This is a genomic window from Enterobacter asburiae (assembly GCA_011754535.1).
Lineage (GTDB): Bacteria > Pseudomonadota > Gammaproteobacteria > Enterobacterales > Enterobacteriaceae > Enterobacter > Enterobacter cloacae_N.
Map to the genome: position 1 here is coordinate 2,929,240 of JAAQVN010000001.1, position 15,707 is coordinate 2,944,946.

Below are 15,707 nucleotides of genomic sequence, written 5' to 3' on the forward strand. Positions count from 1 at the left end.
TCGTTTCGGGTCTCAGCGGCGAATCACAACTCTCAGGCTTCGCTGGCAACGATCTGCTCAATGGTCCATGGATGAAATTTCACGGTCACCTGCCCGTCAGTGACGGCCAGCGTCGGGTTAGGAAGACGCTCGCGCTCGCCTTTCGGTGAACTCGTCTTCACAAAAATCCCCGGCTTGCTTAAACCCTCATCAGAAAGCAGGGCCAGCGCGCGCGTGTTTAACGTCTCCGGCTCTCCCGGCAGGACGATTTCAATATGCTCCCAGCCTTCGTGCGGATAGCGTTTTTCACCCGGCCACGGCAGTTCAACCACGGTGAACTGCCAGTGCGCCACGTTCACCGGCTCATGCAGTTTGAACAGACAAATGGGGCGTCCATTGATGATGTTCTCAGAGAGCAACTCGCCGCACTGTTCAAACCCGCGGCGCCAGCGTTCAGCCGTCGCATTCTGGTGACAGCGCAAAGAGATGTGATCTGCCTCAAGCGGCGCGATATCCAGACCAAGACGGGTGGCAAGTTCTGTGAACGCCTTTGTGAAGCGCGGTAAATCTGCGGAAATATCATGCAGTTCGTCAATGGATTGCCAGTTTGCCATAAATCAGTCTCTTTTCATGTCGCAAAGCCGCTAATTTACTCTGTTGCCCTGTTTTGACCAACCGCAGAATCCGGCTTTTTGCGACTGCATGATTATGCACACCTTCACCGCCTGGATTCTGAGCAATCTTCAGGCCCCGCAATGCTGACGCCAGAAGGCATTTGCAGTATACTCCCGCCCTAAATTCTTTAACTGGCGCGGGCGGTTGTAAGCCCGCATCAAAAACGTAAGGTATCCAGGTGAATATTCAGGCTCTTCTCTCCGAAAAAGTCAGTCAGGCACTGATTGCCGCAGGCGCGCCTGCGGATTGCGAACCGCAGGTTCGTCAGTCAGCAAAAGTACAGTTTGGCGACTATCAGGCTAATGGCGTGATGGCAGTGGCTAAAAAACTGGGCATGCCGCCGCGACAGCTCGCTGAGCAGGTACTGACGCATCTGGATCTCTCCGGCATTGCCAGCAAAACCGAAATTGCCGGTCCGGGCTTTATCAATATTTTCCTTGAGCCTGCATTCCTGGCGAGCCACGTTGACGCGGCGCTGAAGTCTGACCGTCTGGGCGTTTCCCAGCCGGAAGCGCAGACCGTGGTTGTCGACTATTCTGCCCCGAACGTGGCGAAAGAGATGCACGTAGGTCACCTGCGCTCCACCATCATCGGTGACGCCGCGGTGCGCACGCTCGAGTTCCTCGGTCACAAGGTGATCCGCGCGAACCACGTGGGCGACTGGGGCACCCAGTTCGGCATGCTGATTGCTTACCTGGAAAAACAGCAGCAGGAAAACGCGGGTGAAATGGCGCTGGCGGACCTGGAAGGATTCTACCGCGAAGCCAAAAAGCACTACGACGAAGACGAAGCCTTCGCCGAGCGCGCGCGCAGCTACGTGGTGAAGCTGCAGGGCGGCGATCGATACTTCCTTGAAATGTGGCGCAAGCTGGTTGACATCACCATGTCCCAGAACCAGCTGACCTACAACCGTCTGAACGTGACGCTGACCCGCGACGACGTGATGGGTGAAAGCCTCTACAATCCGATGCTGCCCGGCATCGTGGCGGATCTGAAAGCCAAAAACCTCGCGGTGGAGAGCGAAGGCGCAACGGTTGTGTTCCTTGATGAGTACAAAAACAAGGAAGGTGAACCGATGGGCGTGATCATCCAGAAAAAGGATGGCGGCTATCTCTACACCACCACCGATATCGCCTGCGCGAAATACCGCTACGAAACCCTTCACGCTGACCGCGTGCTGTACTACATCGACTCCCGCCAGCACCAGCACCTGATGCAGGCGTGGACTATCGTGCGTAAAGCCGGTTACGTACCTGACTGCGTTCCGCTGGAACACCACATGTTCGGCATGATGCTGGGTAAAGACGGCAAGCCGTTCAAAACCCGCGCGGGCGGTACTGTGAAGCTTTCCGATCTGCTGGACGAAGCGCTGGAGCGCGCACGTCGCCTGGTGGCCGAGAAGAACCCGGACATGCCTGCTGATGAACTGGAAAAACTGGCTAACGCCGTGGGTATCGGCGCGGTGAAATACGCGGATCTTTCCAAGAACCGCACCACCGACTATATCTTCGACTGGGACAACATGCTGGCGTTTGAAGGCAACACGGCGCCGTATATGCAGTATGCCTATACCCGCGTGCTCTCCGTGTTCCGTAAGGCGAACATTGATGAAAGCGTGCTGGCGAATACGACAGTAACCATTACGGAAGATCGTGAAGCGCAGCTGGCGGCGCGTCTGCTGCAGTTCGAAGAGACGCTGACGGTTGTCGCGCGTGACGGCACGCCGCACGTAATGTGTGCATACCTCTACGATCTGGCGGGTCTGTTCTCCGGCTTCTATGAGCACTGCCCTATTCTGTCTGCGGAAAATGAATCGGTACGCAACAGCCGCCTGAAGCTTGCGCAGCTGACGGCGAAGACCCTGAAGCTGGGTCTGGATACCCTGGGTATCGAAACCGTAGAACGTATGTAATACAAAAAACCCGGCAGGCGCCGGGTTTTTTATTATCAGAAATACTTCCGCAGATACTCCGTCAAACAGAGTATCGCCATCGCCTGTCCGTACGGCATCGACGTCAGCGGGATCTGGCGATAAAACTCAAGATCGCTGCCCATGCCCGTGCCGAACGAGGTTTGCAGTAGCTCCCCTTCCGGCGAGATATTTTTCACGATGCCGCGAATCGCTTTTTCCGCAACATCAGCATACTCAGGCTCAACATAGCGCTTACGCACCGCTTTCAGGATCCCATAGGCAAACCCAGCCGTGGCGGAGGCTTCCAGGTATGAGTTCGGGTCGTCCAGCAGCGTATGCCACAGCCCGCTGTCGTCCTGACATTTCGCCAGCGCGGCAATCTGCGCATTCAATACCTGCACCAGGTAGCGGCGCACGGCGCTGTTTTCCGGCAGATCCACCAGCTCGAGGAAGTCAGGGATCACGATGGTGAGCCAGCTGTTGCCGCGCGCCCAGCGGGCACGGGCAAAGTTATGATTACCGTCGTAGCTCCAGCCGTGAAACCACAGCCCGGTCTCCCGGTCCATCAGGTTCTGCACGTGCAGCAGGAACTGATACACCGCCTCTTCAACGTACTCCGGTTTGTTGAGCAGCTTGCCGATTTTTGCCAGCGGCAGCACCGTCATCATCAGCGTGTCATCCCACATCTGCTGGTGGTTCTCTTCTGCCAGGGTAATGTGCTGCATCCCGCCGTAATCGGTGCGCGGCATCTCGGCCATCGCCCACTCCGCCCAGCTTTCCAGCCACGGCAGCCAGGCCGGGTTTTTTGTCTCTTGGTAGCGATAGGCCAACGTCAGGAACGGCGACATGGTATTGACGTTTTTGGTGGTGGCGCCTTCCGCAAAGCGGTCTGTAAACCAGCTGTCGATAATATTGCGCATCTCTTCGTCGCCGGTCTGGCAGTAGTACTGCCAGATGCCATACAAACCGACGCCGTGCGTCCACTCCCATCCGGCCCAGCCTTTGGTGTCGATTACGCGTCCGTCGTCCAGCCGCAGCAAAAACTCACCCGTTTTGTCGTGGATATTGACCAGGTTATACGTCACCTTTTGAATCAGCGATTTCAGCTCGTCCCTGGCTATAAAACGTTCAGGCTGACGCAATAACGGGCTATGTTTGACAGGCCAAACTTTCATTATCTTAACCTCCGTTGTATGTCGAATTGAGTACCGCGCGATCCTTCAGCGAAGGTGCCGCTGGCTTGTTACGATTCAGATAACCGATGTTGTTATTGCCCCAGAGTGACTCATAAGGCATACCGGCCAGCATCTCGACGGTAGCGCGGGCGTGTGGCGTCGCTGACTCCGGCATCGCATGACCACACTCGCGCATTTTCGCGGTCTCCTCGCGCAGCGTGCTGTGGGTCTGCAAGTTAAGCTTGAAGCGCAGGGAGACAAGAAAACCGCAGAACAGCACCAGGACGGTGCCCACGCTCAGGATCGTCAAAATGGTGTGGCTCACTTCCGCAGGCTGGACTTTCTGACCGCTGACAAAGCCGGACATCTGCATCACAATGCCTACCAGCATCACCGCACCGGCCTGAGATGCCTTGCGGGTCAGGGTCATGATGCCGGCGAAAATCCCTTCGCGGCGCTGGCCGGTGATTACTTCATCCACGTCAGCAATGTAGGTGTAGGTATTCCATGGCACGTAGTTGATACCGCCGCGGCCCAGCCCAGCCACTGCAGAGATCAGCAACAGCAGAGCGTAGACGTCGCTCAGGCCCGCATAATAGAGCATGGCGTAAGAGAGAGACGCAAGGCCAAACAGCACCACGACCATGCGGTAGGACGGAGCAGGTCCGAAGCGAATACACAGCGGGATCATCCCGATCACAGCGAGGAACTGGAAGATAGCCATCGTGCCCAGCAGATTGGACGCCATTGAGGCTTCCTGCATCAGCACAAACACCACGTAGTAAGTGAACACCGCATTAAACACGTCCTGCGCGATATAGCCGCCGAGGTACATGCCCAGATGCTGACGGAAAATCTTGATGCGCAGCGTGGAGCTTAACTCAACGATCAGGCGGTTGAGACTCTGCCCCAGCGTCAGCTTCTTCTTCTCTTCTTCAGCACGCAGCGCCGCTTCAGACCACTCCTCACGCGGGCGCTCCCAGGTAAAGAACCAGACAAAGGTCAGCATCAGCGCGCACAGCACGGAGAAGACCAGGCTTGCGTAGAAGAAGGAAACGGCGTTGTCTTTCCCGAATTGCGTGAGCAGGATCCCCGGCAGGAAGGAGGCCAGAATGGCGGACATCTGCGCCATAGAGATACGCGCCCCGGAGAACTTCGTTTTCTGTTTGAAGTCATCGGTCATTTCCGGCACCAGCGTTTCGTAAGGCACCAGAATCATGGTGTAGACAATATCAAACACCAGATAGGTCAGCAGGTAGTACCAGAAATTCATGTCCCCCACCCACATCAACGAGTAGCTGAACACGCATGGAATACCCAGCAGGATAAAGAACTTACGGCGACCAAAGCGTTTCCCAAGCCAGGTCGTACCGAAGTTATCCGTCAAAAAGCCCATTAACGGGCTGACAACAGCATCCAGCACCCTCGCAGCGGCAAAGATGAAGGTTGCCTCAATCGGTGTGAGTCCACAGAAGGTGGTATAAAAATACAAAAGCCAGGCCGCCGTCAGGGCGGTAGTACCTGCCCCAAGAAAATCGCCTGCTCCGTAGGCAAGATAATTTGCGAGTCCAATTTTACGTGTTTTCATTGCCGTCAACCCTAATCAAATTTGGGAGACTCCCTGCAGGTAAGGCTCATCGGGGAGTTTTTACACGGCTACAGTAAATGCAACGACGTCCTGATACCTTTCTGTTTCTGCCATCACGAGCAGGGTGAATGGCAAAAATGCAAAGGGTCGCGTCACGCGTGTCACTAATTTATAAAACAGCGTTTCTATTGCATCAAAAGAGGAGGTCAATTTTGCGAGACAGCCATCAGAATTGACTGATGGCTGGCGAAAAGGCAGGCAGCTAGCGGTAGTTGACGATGACAGAATTACTCTGCACCTTCAGCGCCGGGATCAAACGTCCCCCGCCCGGCACTTCCCAGATAAAACGCAAGGGTTCAATGGCCGGCACGCCGTTGAACGCCTGGGTTGTGCCATTTTCTCCGTCGATCTCCGTACAGCGAGTCTGAGAACAGAGACGCACCCGAAGCCCGGCAGGGGTTGGGCCAATCAGCCGGTAGTTCCAGACCACCATCCCCATCTGACCAGAAACCGTTTCAGAAGGCGACAGCGGGTTAGAGGACATGGCGACCCCCCGGTTGCTGAGGGTCACCCCCATGCTGCTTGCCTGCCAGGAGCCTTCCCCGGCAGCCTGAACCGCCAGCGGGAAGAACAAAATCCATAACCATTTACCCATTATTTTCCTCCAATCGTCGCCGTCATGCGGATATGGCGGTTGTCCGACAGCTCCATATTCGACAGCACAACCAGCTGGTTCAGGCTGCGACGCAGGAAGCGCGACAGTAGCGGGCGCAGCGCGTGGTTGACCAGCAGCACCGGCGGTGCCCCCAGCATCTCCTGACGCGCCAGCGCTTCCTGGGTCTGCTCCAGCAGGCGATCCGCCAGCCCAGGCTCCAGGCCGCCTCCGCCCTGCAGGGCCTGCAGCAGAAGGCGTTCAAGCGGCGTATCGAGGCCAATAACCTGGACTTCACCGGTTCCCGGGAACCACTGTTGGGTGATCGCGCGCCCCAGCGCCACGCGCACCACCGCCGTCAGCTCGTGCGGATCGCTTTGCAGCGGCGCATGCTCAGCAAGGGTTTCCAGAATGGTACGCATATCGCGGATCGGCACTTTTTCCTCAAGCAGGTTCTGCAGCACCTTGTGCAGCGTGGTTAACGTCAGCACGCCCGGCACCAGGTCTTCCGTCAGCTTCGGCATCTCCTGCGTCACGCGGTCGAGAAGCTGCTGCGCTTCCTGACGGCCAAACAGTTCAGCCGAGAATTGGCCAATCAGATGATTAAGGTGGGTTGCCACCACGGTACTGGCTTCGACAACCGTATATCCCTGAATTTGCGCCTGCTCTTTCAGCGCGCTTTCAATCCAGATTGCCGCCAGGCCAAAGGCCGGATCGACGGTTTGCTCGCCCGGGAGCGTGCCTGCTGCGGTGCCGGGGTTAATGGCCAGCCAGCGGCCCGGGTAGGCATCACCGCTGCCAATTTCGACCCCTTTCATCAGAATGCGGTAGCGCGCGGGCGGCAGGTCCATGTTGTCCTTGATGTGAACCACCGGCGGCAGAAAGCCCATGTCCTGGGCGAATTTTTTACGGATACTCCGGATGCGGCCAAGCAGCTCGCCATCCTGCTGGAAATCCACCATCGGGATCAGGCGATACCCCACTTCCATTCCCAGGGAATCTTCCAGTTGAACGTCGTTCCAGGTCGCCTCTACAGCCTGGGTGTTCTCCGGCATTTTCACCGGAACCGGTTCCGCAGCCGGCCTGGTCTCGCGGCCACGCATCCACCAGGCCAGGCCCAGCAGCCCCGCCGTAAACAGCAGGAATACGAGGTTTGGCATCCCCGGCACCAGGCCGAGCAGTCCCAGCACCGCAGCCGCCAGCAGCATCACGCGCGGGTTACTGAAGAGCTGGCCAACCATCTGCTCGCCAACGTCCTGGTCGGTACTGACGCGCGTCACGATAACACCCGCCGCAGTGGAGATGACCAGCGCCGGGATCTGTGCAACAAGACCGTCACCAATGGTCAGCAGCGTATAGCTTTCCGCCGCGTGGCCCATGTCCATCCCGTGCTGCAATACCCCCACCAGCAGGCCGCCGACTACGTTAATCACCATGATCAGGATGCCCGCGATGGCATCACCGCGAACAAACTTACTCGCACCGTCCATGGAGCCGTAGAAGTCCGCTTCTTGCGTCACTTCCGCGCGGCGCTTTTTCGCTTCATCTTCGGCAATAAGCCCGGCGTTCAGGTCGGCGTCGATCGCCATCTGCTTGCCCGGCATCCCGTCCAGCACAAAACGCGCGCCTACTTCCGCGATACGCCCCGCGCCTTTGGTGATAACCATAAAGTTAATGATAACGAGGATAACGAACACCACGATACCGATAGCGAAGTTCCCGCCCACCAGGAAGTGGCCGAAGGCTTCGACCACCTTCCCTGCCGCTGCCGCGCCAGTGTGGCCTTCCATCAGGATGATACGCGTGGAGGCCACGTTCAGCGCCAGCCGCAGCAAGGTGGTAAACAGCAGAATGGTCGGGAACGCGGCGAACTCCAGGGTGCGCTGGGTGAACATCGCCACCAGCAGCACCATAATGGACAGCGCAATATTGAAGGTAAAAAGCAGATCGAGGATGAATGCCGGGAGCGGCAGTACCATCATCGACAGAATCAACAGGATGAGGATCGGCCCGGCAAGGATCTGCCATTGAGTCGATTTCAGGTTGCCGGGCAGGCGCAACATTGCCACCAGATTAGCCATCAGTGTCCTTCTCGTTCATAAAATCCAGCGCGGCAGGCACCGGAAGGTTCTCAGGTTTGACAGGCCGTTGACCGCCGGCCAGACGCCAGCGCTTCAACTGCCATACCCAGGCCAACACTTCCGCCACCGCGGCGTAGAGCTGTCCAGGGATCTGTTGTCCGATATCCGCGTGGCGGTAGAGGGCTCGCGCCAGCGGAGGTGCTTCCAGGATCGGCACGCGGTTTTCGGTGCCAATTTCCCGGATGCGCAACGCAATCAGCCCCGCCCCTTTCGCCACCACTTTCGGCGCGCTCATTTTGTTTTCGTCATAGCGCAGCGCCACGGAATAGTGTGTCGGGTTGGTAACGATGACGTCCGCCTTCGGCACATCTTCCATCATGCGGCGACGGGCGGCGGCACGCTGCATCTGGCGGATGCGCCCCTTCACGTGCGGGTCACCTTCCATCTGCTTATACTCGTCGCGGATGTCCTGACGTGACATCCGCAGTTTCTTGAAGTGGGAATAAAGCTGGAAGATCACGTCAAAACCCACCATCGGAATAATGCTGAGCACCACCAGCAGCGCGCAAAGCCCGACCAGATTCAGCGCGTTGCTCATCGCGGTGAGGGGCGACTCGCTGATAAGGCGCATCATTTCGGGCCAGTGGTACCAGAGAAAAAATCCCGCGGAACTGCCCATCAGCACAGATTTGAGAATAGCCTTGAGCAGCTCGGCCCCGGTCTGCGCCGAGAACATTTTCGCAATGCCCGGCAGCGGGTTGAGTTTCGAAAATTTGGGTTGCAGCGATTTTCCGCTAAAGACCAGGCCGCCCAGCATCACCGGCGAGACCAGCGCCACCAGCACTACGCCGGTAATCAGAGGCAGCAGCGCAACCATGGCCCCTTTTATCAGCTGAATAATCTGGCTGAGGATCAGATTCGGGTCGTTGACCATGCTGTGGTCAAAACGTAAGCCGGTGGAGAGCATCCCCGCCAGCTTGCGGGCGAGCGACTCCCCGCCCCACCAGATAATGCACACCCCGACGATAAGGATCAGCAGGGAGGTCAATTCTCGGGATCGGGGTATCTGCCCTTCCTCACGCGCCTTTTCTAGTCGGTGGGGTGTGGGGGCTTCCGTTTTGTCGTCGTTCTCTTCTGCCACAGTACATGCTCAGCCCATTACGTCACGGGTATCATGCCAGCGCAGCGGAAATCCAATGGCGGGAAAAGCCCGTTTATTCGGGCTCTTTTCGGTGATTTTGTCGCAAACCGCCCCAGGCGGCGTTATCCCCCTGAGGCGGAATGGACCATCAGAAGCCGAGGCTGTCGAGAAGGTCGTCCACCTGGTCCTGGCTTGCCACCACGCCCGCCTTGCTGGCGTCGAGCTGTGGACCATTGAGCAGGCTTTCGTTCTCGCGTTTTGGACGGGCTGCCGGTTCCGGGATGTTCTCCAGCAGAACCATCAGCAGCTGACGCTCAATCTCCTGGATCACATCCATCATGCGCTTGATCACCTGACCGGTCAGGTCCTGGAAATCCTGCGCCATCATGATGTCCAGCAGCTGAGCGTTGGTAAAGCTGGTGTGGCCCGGCACATCACCCAGGTACTGACGGGTATCCGTCACCAGCTCGCGGGCATCCGCCAGCTCGATAGGGTTCTCAAACCACTCGTCCCAGCGTTTGCTCAGCGCTTTTGCGCCCTTTTCCATCGCATCCTGATGCGGCTGCGACGCTTCAACGCTGTTCAGCGCACGTTCAGCCGCCTGAGCGGTCATCTGCACAACGTAGTCCAGACGATCGCGGGCGTCCGGAATCGCTTCCGCCGCTTCGGCAATAGCCTGATCCAGCCCCAGTTCACGCAGGCTGTCACGCAGCATGCGCGTCAGGCTGCCGATGCGCACGATGATGTCGCTCGGCGAGTGTTCTTCAACGGGTTTCATTGCAGGTTGCATCATCACCAACACCTCACATGCCGAGTTTCTCGAAGATCTTACCGAGCTTCTCTTCCAGGGTCGCCGCGGTGAATGGCTTCACCACGTAGCCGCTTGCGCCCGCCTGTGCTGCAGCAATGATGTTCTCTTTTTTCGCTTCTGCAGTGACCATCAGCACCGGCATAGACGCCATTCCCGCGTCTGCACGAATCGTTTTCAGCAACTCCAGACCGTCCATGTTTGGCATGTTCCAGTCGGAGATGACAAAACCAAACCCGCCGGCCTGCAGTTTGTTCAGCGCATCAACGCCGTCCTCCGCCTCTTCAACGTTGTTGAAGCCCAGCTCTTTCAGCAGGTTGCGCACGATGCGACGCATGGTGGAAAAGTCATCCACAACCAAAAACTTAAGCTCTTTATCCGCCATAAAATAATACTCCTGAGTCAAATACGTATTGCCTGTCCGGCACTGATTTTCGCCAGCATCTGCTGGCTTACCTGGCTAAGATCGACCACTTCGCTCACGCCACCCATATTGATGGCCTCGCGCGGCATGCCGAACACCACACAACTTGCTTCATTCTGCGCAATCGTCCAGGCGCCAGCCTGGTGCATTGCAAGCATTCCGGCGGCACCGTCGTTGCCCATCCCCGTCAGGATCACCCCGACGGCGTTGCGCCCCGCATGTTTCGCCACCGAATGAAACAGCACATCCACTGACGGACGGTGCCGGTTGACCGGCGGTCCGTCATGAATTTTGATTTGATAGTTAGCGCCGCTGCGTGCCAGCTCCATATGCTTGTCGCCCGGGGCGATATACGCATGTCCCGGCAGCACGCGCTCGCCGTCTTCCGCCTCTTTCACGCTGATCTGGCACAGCTTGTTCAGGCGTTCGGCGAACGAGCGGGTAAAGCCTGGCGGCATATGCTGAGTAATCAGAATACCCGGACTTGAAAGCGGCAATGGCTGGAGTACATGGCGAATTGCCTCTGTTCCTCCGGTTGACGCTCCAATAACCAGCAGTTTTTCCGAGCTGAGTAACGGACCGGCCTTGAGGGTTACCGGCGCGGCCATCGGCTTGTGGGCCGCGAGCTTCGCACGCGATGCGGTGCGAATTTTCTCCGCAATCATCTCGCTGTACGCCAGCATACCCTCGCGAATGCCGAGCTGCGGTTTGGTGACAAAATCCACCGCCCCTAGCTCCAGCGCGCGCAAGGTGATCTCCGATCCTTTCCCGGTCAGGGAGGAGACCATCACCACCGGCATGGGCCGCAGCCGCATCAATTTTTCCAGGAAATCTATGCCATCCATGCGCGGCATCTCGACATCCAGCGTTAGCACGTCGGGGTTATATTTTTTAATTAAATCCCGCGCTACCAGCGGATCTGGCGCTGTGGCCACCATCTCCATGTCGCTGTGGCTATTGATTATTTCAGTCATGATCTGGCGCATCAGCGCTGAATCATCGACGGACAATACCCTGATTTTACTCATGCTTTTTCCTTACTCAGCGCATATACCGTTTGCCCACGCAGGCTAAACTCACGCGCGAGGTTGCTGAAGTTTTCCGAGTGCCCGGCAAACAGTAAACCGTCAGGCTTGAGCAACGGAACAAACCGACGCAGAATGTCCTGTTGCGTCGTTTTATCAAAATAGATCATGACGTTACGGCAAAAAATGGCGTCGAAAGGCCCCGGCACGTTGTACTGCTTATCGAGCAGGTTAACGGGCGCGAATTCGACGAGGTTCGCCAGCTCCTGGCGTACGCGAACCAGGCCTTCATGCGGCCCCGTACCGCGCATGAAGTAACGCTGCAGCTGCTGCGGTGACAGCGTTTTCAGCTCGTCCTGGCGATAAACGCCGTTGCGCGCCTTCTCCAGCACCTCGGTGTCGATATCGCTGGCGTAGACCTTCCAGCGCCCGGCCGCCATCCCCAGGGTATCGGCCAGGGTAATCGCCAGCGAATACGGCTCTTCACCCGTCGAGGCGGCCGCACTCCAGACGCGATACTCCCCGGTGCGACGGCGCGCGTGCTCGGCCAGGACCGGGAAGTGGTGAGCTTCGCGGAAAAAAGCCGTCAGGTTGGTGGTTAATGAGTTAATAAAAGCCTGCCACTCTGCGCTGTTTTGGTTGGCCTCAAGCATGCTCAGATAGCGGCCAAAATCATCCAGCCCCAGCGTACGCAAGCGCCGCACCAGTCGGTTGTAGACCATGTCCCGCTTATGATCCGCAAGCACGATCCCCGCACGCTGGTAGATTAACTGACATATCCGACGAAAATGCGCGTCGGACAGCGCGAGGCGCTGTGTCATCTGCAACAATAATGACGTTTGCCCAGGGGGCATTGGTGATGTCATAGCGCCTTCTTAATTACATTCAGGATACAACTGGCACGGCCTGCGACCGCCCGACTTCTGTTACTGCTTCAACGTGCTCTTTCACATTAAATACTGCGACCAGACCGGTCAGACGATCTGCCTGGCTGGCCAGTTGATCGGTTGCCGCTGCCGCTTCCTCAACTAACGAGGCGTTCTGTTGCGTTACCCGATCCATCTGGCTGACGGCCTGGGCAACCTGCTCAATCCCGCGACGCTGTTCATCCGACGCGGAGGCAATTTCGCCCATGATGTCGTTCACCCGCGTCACGGAGGTGACGATCTCGTGCATGGTTTGCGCCGCCGTATCCACAAGGGTTGAGCCCTGCTGAACACGCGAGACCGACTCTTCGATCAGCACCTTAATCTCTTTCGCCGCGTTGGCGCTGCGGCTCGCCAGGTTACGCACTTCCCCGGCTACCACCGCAAACCCACGTCCCTGCTCGCCGGCGCGCGCCGCTTCAACGGCAGCGTTCAGCGCCAGAATGTTGGTCTGGAACGCAATACCGTCGATCACGCTGATGATGTCGCCAATCTTCTGCGAGCTGGTGGCAATCTCCTGCATGGTGCTGGCGACATGGGACGCCTGGTCGCCGCCTTTCTTCGCCGTCATCGCCGCCTGTTTTGACAGATCAGACGCCTGACGCGCGTTATCGGCGTTCTGGCTAACCGTTGCGGTCAGCTGCTCCATGCTGGCCGCCGTCTGCGCCAGCGAGGCCGCCTGCTGCTCGGTGCGGGACGAGAGATCGTTATTGCCTGCCGCAATCTCTGAGATCCCGGTGTGCATGGCATAACTGCCCTGACGCACGTCGGATACCGTTTCCCGCAGAGCGCCCTGCATCGCCTTCAGGCTGGCAAAGATCGCCGATATTTCGTTTTTGCCGAACACCGCCACCGGACGCGCCAGGTCCCCCTTCGCAATACTGTCGAAGTGGCTGCTGACGATCGCCAGCGGCTGCACAATCATTCTGCGCACCCAGAGCAGCGCCCCGCCGGTCAGCAGCCCCGCCAGGATCACGACGACGGCAAAGATAACGCCGGACATGTGATAGCTGATACGGCTCGCTTCACCTGCACGCTGAACAGACCGGTTAATATCCTGCTGCCACGCGTTAAAGCTGCCGTCAAACGCGGCCTGAGACGCCTGAACCGGTGCGCTCATAAAGTCCGAAAGCTGGTTGTTCTCAAGCCAGGTCGCCTGGTGGTCCAGATCGCTGAACCACTGCTCAAAGTTCTTTTTCATGGCTGCCTTCAGCGCTTTCTCTTTCTCGCTGTCGGCTGCCTGCGCCGTGAAGGCCTTAAACTGTGCGTCTGCCTGCTTCAGGCTGTCGCGCGCCGTTGCCATCAGCGCTTTAATGTCATCCGGCGGATAGCTGAGCGCGGTTAAGGTTCCTGCCTTGTTCAGCGCAGTGCTTGCCTGCAACAGCACGGCACGCGTTTGTGCCAGTGCGGAGCGCTGCTGATTACTCGCCTCAACGTCCTGCAAATTCTGATAGCCATCGCGAAACGCCCAAAAAGACAACCCGTTACTGCCAACCTGCAACACACCGCAAAGGATCAGAATCAAAAACAGTGTGGTCGAGATACGAATACGATTTAACATCCACGCTCCCATCAAGCGGCAAGCAGCCGCGGTCTAATTGTCAGTCAAAATGTTTCCCAGTTTTCATCTTGTCCGGCCGTTGCAGCACGCATGCGGGTGACCGCCGGGTCGGCGGCTGGCGCGCGGTACGTCGACTGCGAAGTGACCGTATTTCCAGCGAGTGAAGCGAGACGAAACGCCGAGACGGCCATCTTCAGACGGCTCGCCTGGTCTTCCAGGGCAGCGGCCGCCGCAGCGGACTCCTGCACCAGGGCGGCGTTTTGCTGTGTCACGCGATCCATTTCCGATACCGCCAGGGCAACCTGGTCGATACCACGACTCTGCTCATCGGATGCAGAGGCGATTTCACCCATGATGTCCGTTACGCGGGTAACGGCATTCACGATGTCATTCATGGTCTCCCCGGCGCTTTCCACCAGCACCGAGCCGGTATCCACGCGGGAGACGGAGTCTTCAATAAGGGCTTTGATCTCTTTCGCCGCGTTGGCGCTGCGGCTGGCCAGGTTGCGCACTTCCCCGGCCACCACGGCAAACCCGCGGCCCTGCTCGCCCGCGCGCGCCGCTTCCACGGCGGCGTTGAGCGCGAGGATGTTTGTCTGGAAGGCAATGCCGTCGATGACGCTGATAATGTCAGCGATTTTCTTCGAGCTGTCGGCGATTTCGTGCATGGTTTTCACCACGCCATCCACCACGCGACCGCCGCGCTGCGCCGTCTCGGAGGCGCTTTCCGCCAGCTGAGACGCCTGGCGAGCGTTATCGGCGTTCTGCTTCACAGTTGCCGTGAGCTGCTCCATGCTGGCGGCCGTCTCTTCCAGAGCGGAAGCCTGCTGCTCGGTACGGGATGAAAGGTCGTTATTGCCCATCGCGATTTCGCTGGTGCCGGTATAGATAGCCTCTGACCCGTTACGCACGTTGGCGACGGTCTCGATCAATGAACGCTGCATATGGTCGACGCTGTTGGCCAACTCGGTGATCTCATTGCGCCCGGACACGGTCAGCGTTTTAGTCAGGTCACCGCTGGCAATATCGCGGATATGGGCAATCACGCGACCGAGCGGGTTCAGCAGGATGTGGCGAATGCCGTACCAGACCGCGATCAGCACAATGACCAGCGCCAGCGCCAGCACCGCCATCTGCCATTTCGCAAAGCGGTAGTCATTCTGGCTTTCAGTAAAGGCCGAGTGATACAAATCGCCGCTGGCCTTCGCGTATTCCCCCAGCGCCGCGCCGAGTGCGTTTTGCATCCCCTGCGTCGGCTGTGCGAAGTAGGCGTCCATGTTGCCACTCTCCAGGAACTGAATCAGCTCCGTCAGCCCGGCATAGTAGGCGTTATATTTTTCATCAATATTCTGGCTCACCTGCGCCATAGCGGGCTGCGGGGCGATCTGTTTGAAGGTGGCGTAGTGTTTTGCCGCGTCGGCCAGCGTGGCCCGGGCATTTTTTAGCAGATCGGTTTTCGCGCTGCTCTGCTGATTGTTGGGATCCATCATCATGCGCGCGGACGAGCGGCTCAGGTTGATGCGCGTTTGCAGCATCAGATCCCACGTTGACGTAAGCTCGCTCTGCTGAAGGCGGAGATCGTTCGAGGCGGCGAAGCTGTCCTGGTTCTGTTTTAACGACGAGAAAAAAAGCCCGCCGGAGATAAGCTGAAGTAGTGCGAAAATGACCAGCACCATCATGAGCATTGTGACAACGCGGATACGGTTCAACATACAACACCTTCTCATAGATTTATTAACGGTGTTATCGGCACAGGCCAC

13 protein-coding genes are annotated in these 15,707 nt (G+C 57.9%); 1 reads left to right on the plus strand and 12 read right to left on the minus strand.

Translation table 11 applies throughout. The annotated features are described in order from the left end of the window. Positions 1-32: 32 nt before the first annotated feature. Positions 33-593 (minus strand): VOC family protein, encoded by a 561-nt coding sequence (locus HBM95_13785; GenBank protein NIH44000.1) that lies wholly within the window; start codon positions 591-593, stop codon positions 33-35. A gap of 239 nt (positions 594-832) precedes the next feature. On the opposite strand from HBM95_13785, the gene argS reads away from it, so the two are divergent. Beyond that, positions 833-2,566, plus strand: a complete 1,734-nt coding sequence (gene argS, locus HBM95_13790) for an arginine--tRNA ligase (GenBank protein NIH44001.1) — start codon at positions 833-835, stop codon at positions 2,564-2,566. 35 nt (positions 2,567-2,601) lie between these two features. On the opposite strand, the gene HBM95_13795 is transcribed toward argS, so the two are convergent. The 11 genes from HBM95_13795 to tar form a co-directional block, all read right to left on the minus strand. Further along, positions 2,602-3,741 carry a glycoside hydrolase family 105 protein gene (locus tag HBM95_13795; protein NIH44002.1) on the minus strand — a complete coding sequence of 380 codons (1,140 nt, stop codon included), beginning with the start codon at positions 3,739-3,741 and terminating at the stop codon, positions 2,602-2,604. Positions 3,742-3,745: 4 nt separating this feature from the next. Beyond that, positions 3,746-5,329 carry an MFS transporter gene (locus tag HBM95_13800; protein NIH44003.1) on the minus strand — a complete coding sequence of 528 codons (1,584 nt, stop codon included), beginning with the start codon at positions 5,327-5,329 and terminating at the stop codon, positions 3,746-3,748. Positions 5,330-5,591: 262 nt separating this feature from the next. Next, positions 5,592-5,984: a flagellar protein FlhE gene (locus tag HBM95_13805; protein ID NIH44004.1), complete on the minus strand. Its 393-nt coding sequence runs from the start codon at positions 5,982-5,984 to the stop codon at positions 5,592-5,594. Next, positions 5,984-8,062, minus strand: coding sequence for a flagellar biosynthesis protein FlhA (gene flhA / locus HBM95_13810; protein NIH44005.1), 2,079 nt, complete (start codon positions 8,060-8,062; stop codon positions 5,984-5,986). Before flhA ends, HBM95_13805 begins: the two co-directional genes overlap by 1 nt. Then, the gene (flhB, locus tag HBM95_13815; protein NIH44006.1) at positions 8,055-9,203 is read right to left on the minus strand and encodes a flagellar type III secretion system protein FlhB; all 1,149 of its coding nucleotides are present in this window, start codon (positions 9,201-9,203) and stop codon (positions 8,055-8,057) included. The genes flhA and flhB overlap by 8 nt, the downstream gene beginning before the upstream one ends. 148 nt (positions 9,204-9,351) lie before the next feature. Further along, complete coding sequence (cheZ, locus tag HBM95_13820; protein ID NIH44007.1) at positions 9,352-9,996, minus strand: protein phosphatase CheZ; 645 nt, start codon at positions 9,994-9,996, stop codon at positions 9,352-9,354. 10 nt (positions 9,997-10,006) lie between these two features. Next, positions 10,007-10,396 carry a chemotaxis protein CheY gene (gene cheY / locus HBM95_13825; protein ID NIH44008.1) on the minus strand — a complete coding sequence of 130 codons (390 nt, stop codon included), beginning with the start codon at positions 10,394-10,396 and terminating at the stop codon, positions 10,007-10,009. A 17-nt stretch (positions 10,397-10,413) separates the two neighbouring features. Next, positions 10,414-11,463: a chemotaxis response regulator protein-glutamate methylesterase gene (locus tag HBM95_13830; GenBank protein NIH44009.1), complete on the minus strand. Its 1,050-nt coding sequence runs from the start codon at positions 11,461-11,463 to the stop codon at positions 10,414-10,416. Then, positions 11,460-12,326, minus strand: a complete 867-nt coding sequence (gene cheR, locus HBM95_13835) for a protein-glutamate O-methyltransferase CheR (GenBank protein NIH44010.1) — start codon at positions 12,324-12,326, stop codon at positions 11,460-11,462. The genes HBM95_13830 and cheR overlap by 4 nt, the downstream gene beginning before the upstream one ends. Positions 12,327-12,345: 19 nt before the next feature. Beyond that, positions 12,346-13,947 carry a methyl-accepting chemotaxis protein IV gene (tap, locus tag HBM95_13840; GenBank protein NIH44011.1) on the minus strand — a complete coding sequence of 534 codons (1,602 nt, stop codon included), beginning with the start codon at positions 13,945-13,947 and terminating at the stop codon, positions 12,346-12,348. Positions 13,948-13,991: 44 nt separating this feature from the next. Beyond that, complete coding sequence (tar, locus tag HBM95_13845; protein ID NIH44012.1) at positions 13,992-15,659, minus strand: methyl-accepting chemotaxis protein II; 1,668 nt, start codon at positions 15,657-15,659, stop codon at positions 13,992-13,994. Positions 15,660-15,707 lie beyond the last annotated feature (48 nt).

What these genes read in the sequence shown, in the direction of transcription:
- HBM95_13785 (NIH44000.1), bottom strand. Translation starts at nt 593, where the DNA reads ATGGCAAACTGGCAATCCATTGACGAACTGCATGATATTTCCGCAGAT.
- HBM95_13795 (NIH44002.1), bottom strand. Translation starts at nt 3,741, where the DNA reads ATGAAAGTTTGGCCTGTCAAACATAGCCCGTTATTGCGTCAGCCTGAA.
- HBM95_13800 (NIH44003.1), bottom strand. Translation starts at nt 5,329, where the DNA reads ATGAAAACACGTAAAATTGGACTCGCAAATTATCTTGCCTACGGAGCA.
- HBM95_13805 (NIH44004.1), bottom strand. Translation starts at nt 5,984, where the DNA reads ATGGGTAAATGGTTATGGATTTTGTTCTTCCCGCTGGCGGTTCAGGCT.
- flhA (NIH44005.1), bottom strand. Translation starts at nt 8,062, where the DNA reads ATGGCTAATCTGGTGGCAATGTTGCGCCTGCCCGGCAACCTGAAATCG.
- cheZ (NIH44007.1), bottom strand. Translation starts at nt 9,996, where the DNA reads ATGATGCAACCTGCAATGAAACCCGTTGAAGAACACTCGCCGAGCGAC.
- cheY (NIH44008.1), bottom strand. Translation starts at nt 10,396, where the DNA reads ATGGCGGATAAAGAGCTTAAGTTTTTGGTTGTGGATGACTTTTCCACC.
- HBM95_13830 (NIH44009.1), bottom strand. Translation starts at nt 11,463, where the DNA reads ATGAGTAAAATCAGGGTATTGTCCGTCGATGATTCAGCGCTGATGCGC.
- cheR (NIH44010.1), bottom strand. Translation starts at nt 12,326, where the DNA reads ATGACATCACCAATGCCCCCTGGGCAAACGTCATTATTGTTGCAGATG.
- tap (NIH44011.1), bottom strand. Translation starts at nt 13,947, where the DNA reads ATGTTAAATCGTATTCGTATCTCGACCACACTGTTTTTGATTCTGATC.
- tar (NIH44012.1), bottom strand. Translation starts at nt 15,659, where the DNA reads ATGTTGAACCGTATCCGCGTTGTCACAATGCTCATGATGGTGCTGGTC.